Source organism: Streptomyces sp. NPDC051183 (assembly GCF_040682455.1).
Lineage (GTDB): Bacteria > Actinomycetota > Actinomycetes > Streptomycetales > Streptomycetaceae > Streptomyces.
Genome location: NZ_JBFBBA010000078.1, coordinates 1 through 16,707 on the forward strand (window position 1 = coordinate 1; position 16,707 = coordinate 16,707).

19 protein-coding genes and 2 pseudogenes are annotated in these 16,707 nt (G+C 70.7%); 9 read left to right on the forward strand and 12 right to left on the reverse strand.

Annotated features, from left to right (window positions below):
- Positions 1–231: pseudogene (locus AB0M99_RS36165) on the forward strand (type III effector protein); the annotation flags it as partial.
- Between the two features lie 64 nt (positions 232–295).
- Here AB0M99_RS36165 and AB0M99_RS36170 read toward each other — a convergent pair.
- Together AB0M99_RS36170 and AB0M99_RS36175 are read right to left on the reverse strand one after the other, a co-directional pair.
- Positions 296–583, reverse strand: coding sequence for a thioredoxin family protein (locus AB0M99_RS36170; RefSeq protein ID WP_365928241.1), 288 nt, complete (start codon positions 581–583; stop codon positions 296–298).
- Positions 584–1,221: 638 nt separating this feature from the next.
- The gene (locus AB0M99_RS36175) at positions 1,222–1,416 is read right to left on the reverse strand and encodes a hypothetical protein (RefSeq protein WP_365928243.1); all 195 of its coding nucleotides are present in this window, start codon (positions 1,414–1,416) and stop codon (positions 1,222–1,224) included.
- Positions 1,417–1,615: 199 nt separating this feature from the next.
- Between AB0M99_RS36175 and AB0M99_RS36180 the strand changes: the two genes are divergently transcribed.
- A complete protein-coding gene (locus AB0M99_RS36180; protein ID WP_365928245.1) occupies positions 1,616–1,891 on the forward strand; it encodes an isoamylase early set domain-containing protein in 276 nt (91 codons plus the stop codon).
- Between the two features lie 25 nt (positions 1,892–1,916).
- Here AB0M99_RS36180 and AB0M99_RS36185 read toward each other — a convergent pair whose 3' ends face one another.
- On the reverse strand, positions 1,917–2,105 hold the full coding sequence (locus tag AB0M99_RS36185) for a hypothetical protein (RefSeq protein WP_365928247.1): 189 nt from the start codon (positions 2,103–2,105) through the stop codon (positions 1,917–1,919).
- Positions 2,106–3,228: 1,123 nt separating this feature from the next.
- On the opposite strand from AB0M99_RS36185, the gene AB0M99_RS36190 reads away from it, so the two are divergent.
- Entirely contained in the window at positions 3,229–5,880 is a 2,652-nt protein-coding gene (locus tag AB0M99_RS36190; protein ID WP_365928249.1) for a DEAD/DEAH box helicase family protein, read from the forward strand.
- 46 nt (positions 5,881–5,926) lie between these two features.
- A pseudogene (locus AB0M99_RS36195) lies at positions 5,927–6,196 on the forward strand (IS982 family transposase); the annotation flags it as partial.
- Between the two features lie 190 nt (positions 6,197–6,386).
- Here AB0M99_RS36195 and AB0M99_RS36200 read toward each other — a convergent pair.
- The gene (locus AB0M99_RS36200; RefSeq protein WP_365928251.1) at positions 6,387–6,959 is read right to left on the reverse strand and encodes a Uma2 family endonuclease; all 573 of its coding nucleotides are present in this window, start codon (positions 6,957–6,959) and stop codon (positions 6,387–6,389) included.
- Positions 6,960–7,453: 494 nt separating this feature from the next.
- Between AB0M99_RS36200 and merB the strand changes: the two genes are divergently transcribed.
- Positions 7,454–8,413 (forward strand): organomercurial lyase, encoded by a 960-nt coding sequence (gene merB, locus AB0M99_RS36205; protein WP_365928253.1) that lies wholly within the window; start codon positions 7,454–7,456, stop codon positions 8,411–8,413.
- 19 nt (positions 8,414–8,432) lie between these two features.
- On the opposite strand, the gene AB0M99_RS36210 is transcribed toward merB, so the two are convergent.
- Both AB0M99_RS36210 and AB0M99_RS36215 read right to left on the reverse strand, forming a co-directional pair.
- Positions 8,433–9,053: a Crp/Fnr family transcriptional regulator gene (locus AB0M99_RS36210; RefSeq protein ID WP_365928255.1), complete on the reverse strand. Its 621-nt coding sequence runs from the start codon at positions 9,051–9,053 to the stop codon at positions 8,433–8,435.
- Between the two features lie 251 nt (positions 9,054–9,304).
- Complete coding sequence (locus AB0M99_RS36215) at positions 9,305–9,790, reverse strand: hypothetical protein (RefSeq protein ID WP_365928257.1); 486 nt, start codon at positions 9,788–9,790, stop codon at positions 9,305–9,307.
- A gap of 290 nt (positions 9,791–10,080) precedes the next feature.
- Between AB0M99_RS36215 and AB0M99_RS36220 the strand changes: the two genes are divergently transcribed.
- Positions 10,081–10,605, forward strand: a complete 525-nt coding sequence (locus tag AB0M99_RS36220; RefSeq protein ID WP_365928259.1) for a DM13 domain-containing protein — start codon at positions 10,081–10,083, stop codon at positions 10,603–10,605.
- 102 nt (positions 10,606–10,707) lie between these two features.
- On the opposite strand, the gene AB0M99_RS36225 is transcribed toward AB0M99_RS36220, so the two are convergent.
- Positions 10,708–10,929, reverse strand: a complete 222-nt coding sequence (locus AB0M99_RS36225) for a hypothetical protein (RefSeq protein WP_365928261.1) — start codon at positions 10,927–10,929, stop codon at positions 10,708–10,710.
- Between the two features lie 91 nt (positions 10,930–11,020).
- Between AB0M99_RS36225 and AB0M99_RS36230 the strand changes: the two genes are divergently transcribed.
- Together AB0M99_RS36230 and AB0M99_RS36235 are read left to right on the forward strand one after the other, a co-directional pair.
- Positions 11,021–12,334 carry a helix-turn-helix transcriptional regulator gene (locus AB0M99_RS36230; RefSeq protein ID WP_365928263.1) on the forward strand — a complete coding sequence of 438 codons (1,314 nt, stop codon included), beginning with the start codon at positions 11,021–11,023 and terminating at the stop codon, positions 12,332–12,334.
- Positions 12,335–12,446: 112 nt separating this feature from the next.
- The gene (locus AB0M99_RS36235) at positions 12,447–12,908 is read left to right on the forward strand and encodes a hypothetical protein (protein WP_365928266.1); all 462 of its coding nucleotides are present in this window, start codon (positions 12,447–12,449) and stop codon (positions 12,906–12,908) included.
- Between the two features lie 18 nt (positions 12,909–12,926).
- On the opposite strand, the gene AB0M99_RS36240 is transcribed toward AB0M99_RS36235, so the two are convergent.
- The gene (locus AB0M99_RS36240; RefSeq protein ID WP_365928268.1) at positions 12,927–13,061 is read right to left on the reverse strand and encodes a hypothetical protein; all 135 of its coding nucleotides are present in this window, start codon (positions 13,059–13,061) and stop codon (positions 12,927–12,929) included.
- Between the two features lie 7 nt (positions 13,062–13,068).
- Here AB0M99_RS36240 and AB0M99_RS36245 point away from each other — a divergent pair, with 7 nt between their 5' ends.
- Entirely contained in the window at positions 13,069–13,203 is a 135-nt protein-coding gene (locus AB0M99_RS36245; RefSeq protein WP_365928270.1) for a hypothetical protein, read from the forward strand.
- Between the two features lie 41 nt (positions 13,204–13,244).
- Here the strand turns inward: AB0M99_RS36245 and AB0M99_RS36250 are convergent, their stop codons facing one another.
- The 4 genes from AB0M99_RS36250 to AB0M99_RS36265 all read right to left on the reverse strand — a co-directional run bounded on the left by AB0M99_RS36250 (position 13,245) and on the right by AB0M99_RS36265 (position 16,445).
- Complete coding sequence (locus tag AB0M99_RS36250) at positions 13,245–13,697, reverse strand: 2'-5' RNA ligase family protein (RefSeq protein ID WP_365928272.1); 453 nt, start codon at positions 13,695–13,697, stop codon at positions 13,245–13,247.
- 21 nt (positions 13,698–13,718) lie between these two features.
- Complete coding sequence (locus AB0M99_RS36255) at positions 13,719–14,465, reverse strand: hypothetical protein (protein WP_365928274.1); 747 nt, start codon at positions 14,463–14,465, stop codon at positions 13,719–13,721.
- On the reverse strand, positions 14,452–14,964 hold the full coding sequence (locus AB0M99_RS36260) for a hypothetical protein (RefSeq protein WP_365928276.1): 513 nt from the start codon (positions 14,962–14,964) through the stop codon (positions 14,452–14,454). The genes AB0M99_RS36255 and AB0M99_RS36260 overlap by 14 nt, the downstream gene beginning before the upstream one ends.
- Before the next feature lie 350 nt (positions 14,965–15,314).
- Positions 15,315–16,445: a tyrosine-type recombinase/integrase gene (locus AB0M99_RS36265; protein ID WP_365928279.1), complete on the reverse strand. Its 1,131-nt coding sequence runs from the start codon at positions 16,443–16,445 to the stop codon at positions 15,315–15,317.
- Positions 16,446–16,707: the final 262 nt, after the last annotated feature.

Below are 16,707 nucleotides of genomic sequence, written 5' to 3' on the forward strand. Positions count from 1 at the left end.
GCCGGCCTGGCCCGCCGCAACGCGGCCGACCTGCGGCGCCTCGCCGGCCAGATCACAGCCCTCGCCGACCTCCCTCTCGCCGCCCGCACCGCCGTCGACCGGCTCCACGCGGCCCTCGCCCACGACGATGCCGCCGCTCTCCTGGCGCCCTTGGCCGCCGCCCGTCCCCACCTGACGGCCGCCCACCCTGATCTCGCCGCCCAGCTCGACACCCTCACGAACCCGACATGACCGCCCCGCCGACCGACCACTACACAACGTCATGGACGCTGTCGGCATCACACTGGTCCGGCGGCTACGGCATGCCGGCCCCGGCCAGGACACGGCGCAGTTCGGCGAGGGTGGGCGCTCCGTCGGTGGTTCCGTCCGCGTGGCGGTAGAGCCGGCAGGACAGACTCGGCCCCGTGCCGTCGTGCGCGAACGGGTCGACGCCATCGAGTAGGAGGGTCGGGGAGCCCGACATCTTCTGCCGCGCGGCCGACTCCGCGTCCGGCACCTCGATCCACTCCAGCACCACGTGCCGGCGTTCGAGTGCCTCGGAGAGCCGCTCGCGCAGCAGCGACAGGCTCGGGCAGTCGGGCACCGTCAGGACCGTAACGTGCGTCCTCGTCTCCGTCCGGTTCATGGCGGACCCCTTTCCTAAGGAGGTTCCGTTGTGAACGGTAGACCTTCCAGCGCGGTGGAAGGTCAAGGGGCTAGCCTGGAGGTATGCGTATCGGCGTCCTCGCCGCCGCCGGCGGGGTGACGGCGGGCCGAAGGGTATGCCCTGCGCAACGGTCGGTGCCCTTCCGCAGACGGGGCGGACATGCCGGCCACCCCAAGCCCGTGCCTCTGGTCTGGCGGGGTTCAGAAGGGCCGGGGGCGACCGAGAAGCAGCATGTCGTCGGCCGGGAACCGCGCGAAGCCGCCCTTCCCATGCCACGATCACCGAAGGCCCTCCAAGCGCGGTGGATTCCCTCGTGCACACTCGAACCCGGCGCCACTGCCCCTCGTAACCGATCACGTCACCGCGCACGAGGAGGGCGGCTCGCTTCGTCGGCACGCTCATGACGGCGACTCTACGGCCGTGGCCCGGTTGCGGGCGGGAACAACTGCTTCCAGCCGCTCAAAGAGGCGGGGTACGCGATGTCGTGCCGCGCGGGGATCGGGGTGTGGCAGGGCCCGGCCGGGAGTGTGTCCTCGGGGCCGGCAGGGCCCTGCGTCCTCGGGCGGGCTGTCCGGTCAGAATTCGTCGTCCCGCAGGTCGTCCTCGTCGTCCGTCATGCCGTTCTCGCGGCGCCGGCGCATCTCTTCAGGGCTCTTTCCCGCGGAGGAGCGGCCGCTCTCGGGGTGCACGGGGTCCTGGCTGGGCTGGCGGCGCTCACGCTCCTCCCGGCTCTTGCCCGGCGGACGGTGCTTGTCCTGCATGCCACCCATATCGACGACTCCTCGGGTACAGGAATGACTCGGTCACAAAATGACACAAGACTGCACATGGTGCGCGCGTACCATAGTCAGAGACGGGCGTATGGGTGACTTCCCTCCCCGAAAGCGAGGCGCGTCGGACCGGAAGTCGCGCCGTGGGAGACAGGATGGGCCGCACTCATCGCTGGTTCGCCGACAGGAGTCTCCCGCCGTGCTGGAACGCAGAGCCCGCAAGGAACGCACCGAGGTCACCTTCGTCCTGCCCGCCGACACCCCGCCCGGGCCCGTCAGCGTGGTCGGCGACTTCAACAACTGGCAGCCCGGCACCCACACCCTCCAGGCCCGCGGCGACGGCCTGCGCGCGGTGACGGTGACGCTGCACGGCAAGAGCGCGCACTCCTTCCGCTACCTGGCCGCCGGCGACTACTGGTTCGACGACGAGCAGGCCGACAGTCACGACGGCATCAACAGCCGCATCCACACGTGATATCGCCATCCTTCCCTCCGCTGGTTCAGTCGGCCGGCAGGAAGGGCATGGGCAGAAAGGGCGGTGCGGCGTTCTCGACATGCCGCGGAAGGGAAACGTGATGCTTGCTCACATTTTCGACCAGGACGTGCTGGTCATCTGCTGCCCGTCCGGGATCAGTGTCGGCGAACGGGCGGCGGCAGCCGTTCAAGCCGAGGGCCTGATCAGCGGCCACCCCGTCCGCCACGTCGTGGTCAAGGTCCTCCCGGGCACGGTGACGCCGGTCGTGGTGAGTCTGGTGGCACGCATCCACCGCCTGTGCACGGCCTCAGGGATCACGCTGGCGGTGGCCGCCGACTCGCCCGAGGCCCGACGGCCGATGACGGCGAACGCCGCGGGCTGCGCCCCGCCCCTCTTCACCACCCGAGCCGAAGCCGTCCGGCAAGCCCGGGAAGACCACAAGCTCACTCCTGAACGCCTCGGCAAACAAGCGGCCGGCACGGCCGAGGCACCTCCGCACGCGGCCCCCGGCCCCATGCCTGTGTGGCAGGTGAGGCTCCGCAGGGTGGCCCGCCTGCTTGAGGTCGCGGCCCCTGCTCCGCACCCGTCCTGGCCCAGTCTGCCGGAGTGCGTCTGGCCGGGTGTCACATGTGGTCGTGGAGGGTGGCGGAGGAGTTGTGGGACCGAGTCCAGGCAGGGGACTCGGACGGCGTCGACGGGCTGGTAGCGAAGGTGAACAGCACGGCGAGGGCGCCGGCCTGAACGGTCGGCGTCCTCGTCGGACGGGCCCGGAGGGGATCGGGCGTCGGGACGTGCTGCGGCCCCGGGGGCCGGCCGTGGTACGCGGGGCCGTCGGCCTGCACGAGTGCCGTGGGGGTTTGAAGGACCCGTGCACGCGCCGCCCCCCTTCAACACCCGCAGGAGCTGACAGGACACGGCCCAGTTCTCGAGGGCGGCGGTCACGCTCCGCAGCAGCGTACGGCTGCCTTCTGGGGGCGGGTGAGGTGTCTGAGGGCGATGACGACCTGGAGGGCGGCGGCCGGGCGCAGTGAGGTTCCCCCGCGTCCGCGCCGAGACCGACCTGGCGTGGCTGCGGGAGAAATGGCCCCGGCCACGCGGCTGAAAGGGGACAGACAAGCCCCGCGGTTCGCACGCCTGGAACCGGCAGTCCACACCCGGGACGCGGATGCCGCCGCGTCCCGGCTGGCCGCGCATCGCCACCTGCCGGTACCCCGCGGCCGCGCAAGCCTGGGCGGCCGGCGGACCGGCGCCGGACAGGTAGGCCATCGGCTCGATCACCCCGTGGGAATCTACGCGAAAACGGCCTCTCCAAGAACGCGAATCCGGATCATGGAGGGGTGGAGGACTGGTACGACTGTAACGACCTGGCCGAACTGCGCATCCGCCTCGATGTGGCGCTCGAAGAGAACGCCGAACTACGCGCGGAGCTCGCCGAGGTGCGAGCCGAGAATCGGCGTCTGCGCACCCGGCTGGGAGTTCCCGCCCCCGACGCGCCACGGGCGCTGGCTCCGGTCCCCGAGCCTCCCCCACCGGTCATCACGGAAGGCGGCCACGGGCTGCCGTACGCGGACGCGTCCTCCGGGACGGAGGCGAAGATCGCCCTGTTCCGGGCGCTGTTCGCCGGCCGCGAGGACGTCTACGCCACCCGGTGGGTGAGCGCGAAGTCGGGCCGGACGGGCTGGAGCCCCGCCGAGGACAACCCGTTCGCCAAGAACAAGGCCGATGCCGAGCGGGTGTTCTGGCCGCTGACGGACCGGGCCGTCTACAACCACCTCTCCCGCCCCGAGCCCGGCGCCCGGGAGACCCACCTGGGGCTGTACCCGCTGCTGGCTGATGACACCTGCCGGCTTCTGGCGGTCGACTTCGACGGCAAGGACGGCAGCGACTGGCGCGGCGATGCGGCCGCCTACGCCTGCGCCTGTCACGACGCCGGTGTCCCCGCCCTGGTGGAGGTCTCCCGCTCCGGGGCGGGCGCGCACGTGTGGACCTTCTTCACTGACCCCGTCGCCGCGGTCACCGCCCGCACGCTGGGGATGGCGCTGCTGCGCCGGGCGATCGACGTCCGCGGGCAGATGACGTTGTCCAGCTACGACCGGCTCTTCCCCGCCCAAGACCTGCTGCCGACGAACGCCAAGGGCAACGCTCGGTTCGGCAACCTGATCGCGCTCCCGCTGCAGGGGGCCTCCCGCCTCAAGGGCACCACGGTGTTCTGCGACCCGCACACCTGGGAGCCGTACCCCGACCAGTTCGCGCACCTGTCCCAGGCCGAGCGGCTCTCCCCGGCCCAGGTCGAGGCGCTCGTCGACAAGCTCGGCGAGGTCAAGGCGGGCCCGTCGGCGACCGCGCCGGTCCTGCCGCCCAAGCCCCGGCGGCGCGCGCTGGGCAAGGCCCCCGAGGTCGTCGAGGCGCGCTTGTCGGCGATGCTCGCGATCTCCACCAAGGGCCTGCCGGCCGCCTTGCTTGCCGCGCTCAAGCACACGGCGTCGTTCCACAACCCGGAGTTCTACCGACGCCAGAGCCAGCGGTACTCCACCTGGGACACCCCGCGCCTGGTCTGCTCTTTCGACGCCACCGACCCGGACTGGCTGAGGCTGCCGCGCGGGCTGCACGACGAAGCGGCCCAGCTCATCGCCGCCGCCGGCGGCACACTCACGGTCACCAGCGAACTTGCGGACGCCGAGCTGATCAGCGCATTCTTCACCGGCGAGCTGACCGAAGTGCAAGCCCGCGCGGTCGACGCGGTCAAGGGGCACACCAGCGGAGTGCTCGTGGCGCCGCCGGGCTCGGGCAAGACCGTGATGGCCTGCGCGCTGATCGCCCACCACAAGACGCCCACCGCGATCATCGTCAACCGCTCCGAGCTGCTGTCCCAGTGGCAGGACCGTCTGGCCACGTTCCTCGATCTCGGCGAGGGACGCGTCGGTTCCTTGGGCGCGGGCAAGGACCGCCGCAGCCACGTGGTCGACCTGATCATGCTGCAGACACTCAGCCACCGCGACGCCCCCGACGGCCTGCTGGACGGCTACGGCCTGGTGGTCGTCGACGAGTGCCACGCCGTGGGCGCCCAGGGAGCCGAGGCCGCGATCCGCAAAGCCCGCGCCCCTCGATGGATCGGCCTGTCGGCCACCCCCTACCGGGCGGACCAGATGGATCCGCTGATCACCATGCAGTGCGGACCCATCCGACACGAGATCGCCGACGCCAGCGCCTTCGCCAAGCACCTCATCGTCCACCCCACCTCGTTCACCACCGACGAGCCGGGCAACGACGGCGCCTCCTTCCAGGCGATCTACAGCGAACTCGCCGCGAACTGCGACCGCAACACCCAGATCGCCGCCGACATCGCCGACGCCTCTCGGCGCGGACGGTGCAGCCTGGCCCTGAGCAACCGAGTCGAACACCTCCACCAACTCGCCACGTCCCTTGCCGCGCACGGCATCGAACCGCTGCTCCTGCACGGCGGTATGCCGCCGGCCGAGCGAGCCCGGGTCCGCACCCGCCTGGCCGATGAAACGACCACCCCGCCGGTGCTGCTGGCCATCGACAAGCTGGCCGGCGAAGGATTCGACGTCCCCAGGCTCGATACCCTGTTCCTCACCAGCCCGGTCTCCTTCAAGGGACGGGTGATTCAGCAGGTCGGCCGGATCATGCGCAACACCGAGACGAAGAAGTCCCACGTCGAGGCCCACGACTACCTCGACGCGGACGTGCCCTGGCTGGAACGCATGCACCACAAGCGTCGCCGCATCCTCGAACGCCGCGGATTCACCGCCACGACCCCCGAGACCCCGCTCCAGCCGCCTGCCCAGCCCGTTGTCCCCGCGCGCCACCGACCGGAGCCCTCACAATCCGCGCCGACACCGCCGGTGGCCGAGGTGCGGCGGTGGGCCAAGGACCAGGGGATGGACGTGCCACCGCGAGGCCGACTCCGCAGCGACATCTGGGACGCCTGGCACGAGGCCCATCCCCCGGCTCAGCCGGTCAGCTGATCCGGTGCGCCTGCGGACGTGGGGCGAGGGCGTCCACGGTCAGTCTGTGACGAACGACCTGAACACCCTCGCAACGGCACTCTATGTCCGGATCGACGACACGTTGCAGGCTTCGCCGGAACTTGCCCCGTGGCGCCGGGCGGTCGCCATCGCACCCACGCTCAGTGACTCCGAACTGCTCACCCTCGCCGTAATGTCGGCGCTGCTCGGCTACACCTCCGAGCGGCGCTGGCTGCGCCGTGTCGCGGCGGACTTCCGCGGCATGTTCCCCTACGTACCCGACCAGTCCAGCTACAACACGCGGCTGCGAGCAGCCCGGACATCGTCTGGAAACCGCCTCGACCACGTCGACTTCACCCCCGCCGCCCGCCTCGACCCGACCGCCGACAACCTGGTCGGCGACGTCACCGGCCACTACGAGCCCCGTGAACGGTTCGCCTTCGTCCTTGCGGGGTCGTGAGGCGGCTCGCAGCTCGTGCAACCGTGCCCCGGCGTCCGGCCGAGAGTCAGGGCACGAGGCTGTCGAGGTCGATGTCGAGGGGGATGGGGACGGAGACCTTCAACCGGTTGCGGTGGATGCCCGTGGCCACGTAGCTGCTGGTCATGACGTCGAGTTCGTAGGTGTGGACGGTGGGGGCGCCGGTCTCGTCCTCGACGCGCCAGAAGTGGGGGATCCTGGCCTGTGCGTACTTGAAGGGCTTCAGGGACCGGTCACGGTCCGCCGACTCCTCCGAGACGACCTCGATGACCAGGGCGACGTCCTCGGGCGCGTACCAGGTCCGGTCGGGGTCATAGGAAGCGGTAGTGAGCAGGATGTCGGGCTCGGGGCGGCTCTTCTTGTCGAGACGGACGGTCATCTCACGCTCGGCGTCGAACCCGTCGGGGGCGGCCTGGCGCAGGGCGAAGGTCAGGTTCTCCACCAGCCGGGCGTGCCAGGACCGCTGCGGCGACATCATGAAGATCAGGGCTCCGTCGATGAGTTCGGTGTGCCGCGGTGCCTGGTCGAGGCGGTCGAGGTCATCGGCTTCCCAGCCGCTGATCCTGGGCGGGATCATCCAGTCGGGGAGTTCGGCGGTCACGGCTTCCTCCAGGCGCCTCGAAGAGGTCAGGGGCCTTCATCCCGGATCCGGACGCGGGCCCAACGCTGCTGTCAGCGTAGTCGAGAGACCGGACCTCTTACTCGGCGCGTGTGGGTCCGACGCGCCGTAGGCCGGTGATCATCTCGGTGTGGATCCGGACGACGTGGTCCATGGACGAGCTGCTTCGGCGGAGTGGAGCACGTCAGCTTGAGCGTCGGGTCGAGGTGGGCCGACACCAGGCTTGCTGATGTTGTCGAGGTCGCAGTGGTAGCCCCCGTCCTTTCCTCACAGGGCAGGGGGCCGCGGTGGCGGCGGAAGCCGACGGCGCGATGCCGCCGCCCAGGAAGAAGGCCGGATCGGGGAGCAGCGCCGCCGTGCGGCGGCGGACGCGCCTGCGAGTGTCGCGTGACATGCCTTGCCCTAGCGCTTGACCTTCCAGTGCGCTGGAAGGTCTACGGTCGGCGGTAGGAGATCCGAGCCGGAAGGACGGCTTCATGCGTATCACGGTGCTGGCGGTCCCGGAGTGCCCGAACGCCTCGGTGGTACGGGAGCGGATCGGCGCGGCGCTCGCCGGCCGGGCGGTGCCGCTGGACCTGGTCGAGGTCGGCGACCCGGGGCAGGCGGAGCGGTGGGGGATGACCGGGTCGCCCACGGTCCTGCTCGACGGAGTTGACTCGTTCGGCGAGCCGGGGAGGGTGCCGAGTGTGTCCTGCCGCCTTTACCGCGGCGCGGACGGTCGGATCCAAGGCGCGCCGAGTGTGGCGGACCTGCGCCGTGCACTGGAGGCCGCCGGGCTGTCCGCGACAGGGGGGTGGGATTACCCGGATCCGGTTGGGCGGGGCGGACGCGGGCGGCTCGCTCCGGCTGAACGCGGGCTGCGAGCCGTGCAGCAACAGGTGCTGCGGCACTTCGCCGCCACCGGCAGGGCGCCAGGGGCGGCGGTGCTGGAGCCGGTCGCGTCCCGGTTCGGCCGAACTGCCGGCGAGGCGCTGGCCGGGCTGGCCGCCGAGGACTTCCTGACGCTGCACGGGGAGGGCCGTATCCAGGCGGCCTATCCGTTCTCCGCAGTGCCCACCGGTCACCGGGTGAGCATCGCCGGCGGCGCCGAGGTGTGGTCCATGTGCGCGATCGACGCGCTGGGTATCCCGGCGATGCTGGACGCAGATGCGGTGATCTCCTCGCGCGACCCAGTGTCCACGGAGCCGGTCACCGTCACCGCGACGGGCGGTCGGATGGTGTGGGAGCCGGACAGCGCGCTGGTCTTCGTGGGCCGCCGCAGCTGTACGGGGTCTGCCGCGGCGGTCTGCTGCGACGTGCTGAACTTCTTCACCGATGAGGCTTCCGCTCGCCGGTGGGCCGAGGGGCACCCGGACGTGCTGGGTGAGGTGGTCGGTCATGCGCGGGCCGAGCATCTCGGGGCGCAGAACTTCGGCGGCCTGCTGGGGGAGGGCTGACCCCTGAGGTGCGGTGATGTCAGCCGGCCTGGTCCTTGAGCCGCTCGGTGTCGAGGACGGTGATGTGGCCTCGGGCGAGGCGGATCAGCTCCTGGTCGGCCAGGTCGTGCAGGACCTTGGTGGTGGTCTCCCGGGAGGTGCCGGCGAGGGCGGCGATCTGCTGGTGGGTGAGCGCGATCTGCGGGCCGCGGCCACCGAGCACGTGGGGCCGGGTCTCGGTGGCGAGTGTCATCAGGGTTGTGGCGATCCGCCGCGGGACGGTTTTGAAGACGCTGTCGGAGAGGCGCTGTTCGAGGTCGGTGAGGTGGCGGCCGAGGATTTCGGTGATGCGGGCGGCGATCCGCGCGTCGGAGAGCAGGAAGCGGTGGACGTCGGCGCGGCTCATCACGCAGACGGTGACGTCGTCGAGGGCCTCGGCGAAGTTGTCGTACATGCGTTGCCCGAGCAGCACCATCTCGCCGAAGACCGTGCCGGGAGTGATGATCGCCGTGGTCAGGGCGCGGCCTTCGGCGGAGACCCGGAAAATGCGGACGCGGCCCTTCTTGAGGATGAACAGCACCTCGGACGGCTGAGCGGGCGCGTAAAGGAGCTCGCCCGCGCTGTAGGTCTTCATGGGAGCGGCGGCGGCGATGGCATCCATCTCCTGCTCGCTGAGGTCGCGGAAGATGTCGACCTCGGAGATGCACCACGTGCTGTTGGCGTCGTCACCGGTCGTGGGTCATGTGGCGTATCTCCTCGCGTCGGCCCGGCGCCCAGGGCGGGGGCGCCGCCCCCACGCCGGGCGAGCCAGCGCCTCACCGCCGTCTGCCAGACAGTAGCCGTCAGGGGTGCCGGGATACGGTCCACCGGACGGCGGCGGCGTGCCGGGCGCGGGGGGCGGGGGCGGCGCTGTCATCCTCGGGCCGGGCCCGTCCGCTCGGCCGTCATCCAGGCGATCGTGGCAAATGTCAGTCCAGCGAGCAGCCCGAAGACCAGGTGGCCGCCGAGGCTGGAACTGCTGACGTCGTTCCAGTCGAAGACGGGCATGCCCATGTTGGCGGGCATGATCCACAGGGCGCCCACGGCCCACCAGGCGGCGCCGTAGGCCAGGCCGAGGACGACGGCCGGAGTCGGCTTCCGGGCCCACTGTCCGAGCAGGGCGCCGAAGGTGATGCCGGCGAAGAGTGCGATCGACAGGTGGATCAGCCAGCCGGCGAAGGCGTTCGTCGAGCCGAGGAGCCCGGCGACCATGGTGATCATCGCGGTGTCCATCATCGGCCTCGACACCGACATCCAGATGCCGAACCCGATCCCGCCGACCAGACCGGCCGCGGCGCCCCAGACGGCGTGCACCGGGATGACGGCGGTCCTGGGGGATACCTGCACTGCGTCGGCCATGGCGCACATCCTCTCGTCGGCTGGTGCGTGCCTTCCACGGCTGACGGTAGGGCAGCCCGGAAGGGCGGTATGTGAGCCCGGTCATGTACCGGGCGGTAGCCCGGATCGGTCGGCCGCCGGCGGTCGTTCGCCGCGCGAGGGCAGCGTTGCGAACGTAAGCCTTTCGTCATCAGGGCGGTCTGGCGCCGGGGTCCCTCGCCGCGTTGAATCACGGTGGGAAGAACCTACGAGGGAAAGGCAGGGAAGTGGCGAGGACAGGGACGCGTCGACGTGGTCGGCTGCTTGTCGGTGTGCTGATCGTGGCGACGCTGGTGCTGGGTGCCGGGCTGTACGCGTTTCAGCCGTGGAAGCTCTGGCAGAACGAGACGGTGAACGAGGCCCTGCCGACCGCCTCCGCAGCCCCGGGGCCCGCCTCCTCGTCGACCGCAGCCGGCACGACCGCCCCGCCTTCACCCTCCGGGCCGCAGACCCTTGCCCAGGGCGCCCTGATCAGCCACGAGCACAGCACTACGGGCACGGTGAAGCTGATCCGTCTCCCCGACGGCTCCCGCACGCTCCGCTTCGAGAACCTCGACACCAGCAACGGCCCGGACCTGCGCGTATGGCTCACCGATGCCCCCGTGAAGGAGGGCAAGGAGGGCTGGGACGTCTTCGACGACGGCAAGTACGTCAGCCTGGGCAAGCTCAAGGGCAACAGGGGCGACCAGAACTACGAGGTCCCGGCCGACGTGAACCTCGCCGACTACACCAGCATCACGATCTGGTGCGACCGTTTCAACGTGTCCTTCGGAGCGGCCGCCCTCCAGGCCGCATGACCGCCACCGACCGTGCCCGACAGCACCGACCGGCGTCCAACACGTTTGTACGGAGATCGGTGCGGGGCCCGCTTCGGAAGAAGCGGGCCCCGCTGGTTCGGATCAAATGGCGGTGGTGGCAGCACTGAACGGAGTGACGAGCGGCCACTCGACGTCCACGTCGAGCGATTCGTTGACGTAGTTGGTGAAGATGTTGCGGACCGTGTTGGCGATCGTCTCGACGATCTCCTCGTCGGTCAGGTCGGCGTCGCGGGCAGCGGCGAACGCGTCGTCGCCTATCCGACCTCGAGGTCGCTGGAGTGATCGAGTGTCGATCAACTGCACCCCTTCCAACAGGAGTTGTTGGTAATCCCGTCGGTAATCCCGGGCGGCTGACGGCTACGCTCGACGCGGGTCCTGCTGATTGGATGACGGAGTGGCCAAGAACACCCACCCCCTGGCACTGCTGCGCACCGCGCGGGGCATGACCGGCGTCGACCTCGCCCGGGAGATCCGTGCGGCGGCTGAACGCCGCGGCCTGCGGTCCGGCACGACCAAACAGCGCATCTACAAATGGGAAGTCGACGGGGTCACACCCGATCGCGAGTCCCAGGAGTACATCGCCGAGGTGTTCGGAGTTCCGCTCGAGAACGTCGACGTGCAGTCGTGGCCGAGCTGGCTGCCCGACGTCGGCGTGGTCCCCCTTGGGCCCGCCAGCACCGTGCCGGCCCTGCGAGAAGCATTGAGAGCATCGATGGATCGATCCCGCCGTACTGTCCTGTCCGCGATCTCCGGCACGGCCCTGATCACCTTGGCCGGCGCCTGGGCCACCACCGACGCCTGGGCGGACGTCACCGAACGCGTCCAAGGCAAAGCCATCGGCGAGGAACTCGTCGTCGTGCTTGAGGAAACCAGCGCGCGTCTGACAGCTCTGGCCACCCAGGAACGGCAGCACACCGCTCCGCTGATCGACGCCCACCTCGTGACCGTGACCGACCTGATCGCCGAAGGCCGCTACCCCCCGGCCCTGGGCCTGCGGCTCCACGCCCTCGCGGCGAGCCTCGCCCAGACCGTGGCCTGGCACCGCTTCGACCACGGCCTGCACGGTGCAGCTGGCCGCTTCTGGATCGCCGGCCTCCACAGCGCTCACGCCAGCGGCGACCACGACATGGGCGCCGCCCTCCTGAGCGACCTCGCCTACCAGGCCTCCTGGCGGGACGACCCCGCCACCGCCGCTGGCATCCTCACCAAGGCCCTCAGCAGCACTACCCACCCCGCGGCCAGCTCGCTGCTCCACCTGCGCCTGGCACGCGCCCAAGCAGCGCTCGGCGAACGCCGTGCGACCCTGGATGCCTTGCACCAGGCCGAACGCCTCCTGAGCGCCGGAGAGGCCGGGGACACTCCCGCCTGGTGCTCGTGGATGTCGCCCGCCGACCTGGCCGTCGACTCGGGCCGCTGCCTCCTCGACCTCGGCGACACCACGCAGGCACATCACCTCATCGCCGAAGGCCAAGCCCTCCTTCCGGCCAGCCGCGACAAGACCCGCGGCATCTTCCTCGCATACCGCGCGCAGGGTCACCTCAGCCGACGCGAACCCGAAGCAGCAGCGGCCGATGCCCTCGAAGCTCTCCACCTGGCAGAACGGATCGGAGCGCCGCGCTGCGTTCAGCTTGTCCGTGATCTGGCCCCGGCGTTCACGCCCTATCGGACGGCGCAAGGCGTGCCCGAACTGCTGCACGCCGTTGCGTAGCCCGGGGAGGACAAGGTGGCTGGTCCCCTCCAAGCCGATCTGGGGCCGGATGCGCGGGATGCGGACTCCCTGCGGCAATGGCGGGTCACCGCAGTGGACCTGGTAGTGGGGATTGCTGCTCGTACCCGGCGGTCGTGCTCATGTCTCCTCGGCCTGGGCGGCGCGGGCGGGCGGATTCGCCGCCCTCAACCTGATCGCGCGGCACCCCGGCGTCTTCGCGGCCGCCAGCGTCTGGGATCCCTCGCTCCTCAGCGACCGGCCGCCCCACCCGCAGCTCGTCGACCTCGCAGGGGACGCCGCCCGGCTGGACGAGTACGACGTGCGCACGAACCTGCGCCGTCACGCCGGACAGCTGCGCAGCGCCCGCCGTATCGCCCTCGGAGGCATCGGCACCCTGGAGGCCGACTGGACGGCTGGCCGCCGACTTCTCCAGCGTCTCGACATCCCCCACCGCGCCTACAGGGACGCACCGGCGGAGCACCGTTGGAGCGCGGAGTGGTTGGGCCCCGCGATGCGGCATCTGCTGGCCCTCGAATCGCACCTTCACCCTGGACCCGGCACACGGGAGGGGTGAAGGCGGGAGCGTGGGCTGTCAGTCCTTCAGTCGCTCGTCGCGGACAGGGATCCAGTCCAGGGCGGACCGGATCCCCTCCTCCAGCGACAGCTGGGGGGTCCACCCCAGGAGCTCGGCCGCGCGGTCGCTCTTGGTGTAGCCGCCGGCCAACACGACCCTGATGGTCAACCCCACCGCCGGCGACGGGAAGGTCATGCGCCTGTACGAGGGCTGGGGGTACCGGGAGATCGGCGCAGTACAGCCGACCCCGGACTCACCCTGGCTCGTATGCATGGGGCGCACCATCCGAGCCTGAGACAACCGGTGGCCCGCACCACTGCTCCGCCGAGGCCGTTACTACCGGCCAAGGGGAACTTCGTGGAGGACGTCCCACACGTAAGCGCGCTCTTCACGCCTCAGCTCCACCAGGGACACCCGGTCGACGACCACCTCGACCGCGGGGCGCCCCCGCAGCTCCGCGACGGTCTCAATGCACTCGGCCGCAGCCCGGTCACGATTGTTGAAGGCGACGCCCAGGTGTGGGCGGAAGTGAGCGGTCGGCTTTCCTCCTGGAATCCCGGCGACCCGGCCGGCCTCGAAGAGTGCGCCGTGCAGGGCCACGAGCTCCGTCCAGGGGGTCAGCGTGAACCGGACCGCCCCACGCGAGCCCGCCATCGGGTGCGCGCGCATCGTGAACGCCTGGCCGAGACCGTGCCGCGCGGACGCGGCGAGCGCGTCCAGCTGGGCGGGAGCGACCTCGGCCCGTGATCCGACCTTGTTCAGCATGACGTGCAGCCCGTCCAGTGGCACGACTTCGTTGCTGCCGTCGTCTCAAGGCACCGGTGGTGCCTCGGAGGAGGCAGCGCGGGCACGAAGCCTGTCCGCCGCGGTGTCAAGCGCCGCATGCAGCTCTGGCAAGAGGGCCAGCGCGGCCTCGACAGCGGCCGCGGATGGTTGCTCGTCCGCCTGCACCGCGCTGAACGCCTCCAGCGGGGTCAAAGGGGCCATGCGGCGGCGCCATGCCCGCTCGGCATCGCCACGGGCGTAGCGCTCCGTCAGGGCCTCGACGGGCGTCAGCTCGACGTCGACGAGGAACGCGGCGATCCCCTTCTTCGCCACGTGGTCGCAGATCACCTGGGCTTCACCGCCCCATCCCGGGCTGCCGGAGGCTTTGGACATCGCGACGATGTTGGCCACGATCGTCGCCTCGCGACCGCGGGCCTTGGGGTTCTTCGTCTTCTCGAAGAGCTCCTCGACCGCCGTGGGCGGAGCCCAAGGGCTCGCCAAGTCCCTGTTGGCCGCGTCGGCCGCAATGGTGATGCGCAGCACCCCGAGCGCGTAGGTCTCTGCGGACAGCGTCCGCCGGTACAGCAGTCCCTCGGCTGCTTCCGGCTCGGCTGTGGTGGCGGCGCGCCGCACCTGCGCCACGGTGGGGCCATCCGGCCACTCGAAGCTCCACTCGCGGCGGCCATCGTCGTAGCGGGGCTCAATCGCGGCAGGTCCCCAGGGAAGGCCGAACTGGCCCGTTAGCGCGCTGGCCAGCCGCCGGAGGCGGGCAGAGCGGTTAGCGACCGCCATCGGGGCCCTGCACGATGGTGACCTGACGGCCGGTGAGCCGGGAGAGCGCGTCAGCGTCACCGGCGTCCATCGCGGCGCGCAGGGCAGCCGTCCGCTCCAGGTCTGCGAGGACCCGGGCCTTGAGCTGGTCATCCTCCAGGCCGTCGATCGGGAATAGGGCCCGTCCGGCGGCGTACGACTGCACGTACGCGGTGGTGGCCTGGTGGACGCGCTTGCCGTCTGCGTTGGGCGGGGCGAAGCGGCGTACGGGCCGGCCGTCCTCGTCGCGCTGGACGTCTCCACGACCGTCGGGGACGGTGTCGGTCAAGCGGCGCTGGAACTTCTCAACGCTGTCCCGCAGCTGTTCGGCCGTCTGGTTCGCGTAGTGCCAGTTACCGTTTTCGGCTGCGCCCAGGAAGCGGCTCAGGAAGTCCACGACTCCGGCCAGGTCTTCGGCGAGGTTCTTCTCCTCGCTGGTGCCGTCCAGCAGGTCGTGCACCGAGGGTCCGTCGGTAGTCATGTCGCGTCCTTGGTCGGAGCCTGAAGTGCATCCAGTCTTCCACGACTACGGTGCGCGTTGGCCCGGTCTCGCGTCTCCCGTGGCGATCGGTCCGAAGACTACGGCGGCCTGCCCGAGGCAACATGCGAACGGCCGCGGGCGGGCTCCGGCGCCCACGATGCCAGTCGGGGCCCGGCTGAGCACTGAGGCGCGGCGAAGGCCTCCGCCGCGAGCCCCGATCGTACGGGTCTGTGCCGCTGTAGGCCCGCCCCATCCGCGCACCGGCTCTGTCCCCGCCTGCTCCGCCCAGGCCGGCCTGGGCATGTGCGCGGTGAGGAGCACGCGCGCCGTCTGCGCGCTCCCGCTCACCTTCACACGACGGCTGGGAGCCACCGCTCGACGGCGGGGAGGACTGCTGCCATGGCCTGTTCTGCGTGGGAGAGCCGGGCGGCCTGGCCCATCCGGCGCCGGATGTATCGGCGGGTGGTCTCGATGTGGAGATGATCGGCGAACTCCTGGATCTCCTCCAGCGCCGTGCCCTCGTCATGCTTGTGAGTCAGGCACGAGGCTCGGAGCATGTGCGCAGTGACGTCCCGGTCAGGGGAGACCCCGGCCCTGCGCCCGAGCCGGGCGAGGAGGTCGTTGACCGCGTGCCGGTCCATCTCCCGGCCGTGGTCGTCGACGAGCAGGCCGCCGGCGGACCGGCCGTCGAGCACGACGTCGGCCAGCTGCTCCAGACTGTCCGGCACGCCCCAGAGACGCCCCTTCGCACGCTTACGTAGGACGTCCAAGTGCCGCCGCCCGGCGCGGTGTTCAGCGTTCTCCAGGCGGGTGGAGCAGCACTCGGTGACCCGTCCGGCGAACGTGTAGATCACGGTGGGGACGAACGCTTCGCGGGCGGTCGCCGCCGCGCCGATCAGCTCCTGAAGCTCGTCCTTCTCCAGGATCGGGGTGGCCGTCGACTCGTCGGAGGGGTCGATCTGCGGGCGGTCGAACTTCGTCACCGGGGAGATCAGGGACCGCTCTCCGGTCCGCCACCGGGTGTAGTCGTAGAGCGAGGACACCGCCGAAAGGCGCCGCAGGATCGTACGGTCCGAGATCCTCCGGGTGCCGTCCGCGCGCACGCGGGCTTCCTCGGCGAGCCGCCACACCCGCACCAGCTCGGGGGTGATGTCCCTGAACGACATGGGAGTCAGGCCCAGTTCCTCCCGCACGACGGCCGCCCAGTGCCGCAGGTCGTCCGCGTAGTCGCGGGCGGACTGGTCAGAGCCGATGCGCGTGTTGGTGAGCCAGTGCATGACGGCGACGGTCGTCTCCTCGTCGCACAGCTCCGCCAGCAGCTCCATCCGGTATCTCGGTGCACCAAGGCGCCGGTCGCGGGGGTCGCGCGGCCGGACCATCCCGAGCCGGGCCCGCGCGGCGAGGAAGGACTCCTCCGCTCGGGGCCCGGCCGGGACGGCGACCTCTGCGCCGGTCCGTGTGATGATCTCCAGATCGCCCATGACTGGGCAGCGTAGCCGTTGTCCAACCATCACGCCCGCTGGAGTCCCCTGGAAAACGCCGCCCAGCGATCCTCATAATCTTTGTTATGTGGAGCCCTCAGAAGCATCCTGCGGGGGAGAGGCGATCGAGCCGAAGGACTCCCGCGCGCGAGCGGACAGATGGCGCGACGCGGTGGGGGCTCAGTGGAACAGGACGGACGCGTCACCGGCGTCCGCGTTCACGGTGCCGGGGCATAGGGAGCCGCCGGAGATCCTGGGCGCG

Excerpts from the sequence above, each read along its gene's own strand:
- AB0M99_RS36175 (WP_365928243.1), bottom strand. The coding sequence starts at position 1,416 with ATGGGTGGCATGCAGGACAAGCACCGTCCGCCGGGCAAGAGCCGGGAG.
- merB (WP_365928253.1), top strand. The coding sequence starts at position 7,454 with ATGCGTATCACGGTGCTGGCGGTCCCGGAGTGCCCGAACGCCTCGGTG.
- AB0M99_RS36210 (WP_365928255.1), bottom strand. The coding sequence starts at position 9,053 with ATGGATGCCATCGCCGCCGCCGCTCCCATGAAGACCTACAGCGCGGGC.
- AB0M99_RS36215 (WP_365928257.1), bottom strand. The coding sequence starts at position 9,790 with ATGGCCGACGCAGTGCAGGTATCCCCCAGGACCGCCGTCATCCCGGTG.
- AB0M99_RS36245 (WP_365928270.1), top strand. The coding sequence starts at position 13,069 with ATGGTCAACCCCACCGCCGGCGACGGGAAGGTCATGCGCCTGTACGAG.
- AB0M99_RS36255 (WP_365928274.1), bottom strand. The coding sequence starts at position 14,465 with ATGGCGGTCGCTAACCGCTCTGCCCGCCTCCGGCGGCTGGCCAGCGCG.
- AB0M99_RS36260 (WP_365928276.1), bottom strand. The coding sequence starts at position 14,964 with ATGACTACCGACGGACCCTCGGTGCACGACCTGCTGGACGGCACCAGC.
- AB0M99_RS36265 (WP_365928279.1), bottom strand. The coding sequence starts at position 16,445 with ATGGGCGATCTGGAGATCATCACACGGACCGGCGCAGAGGTCGCCGTC.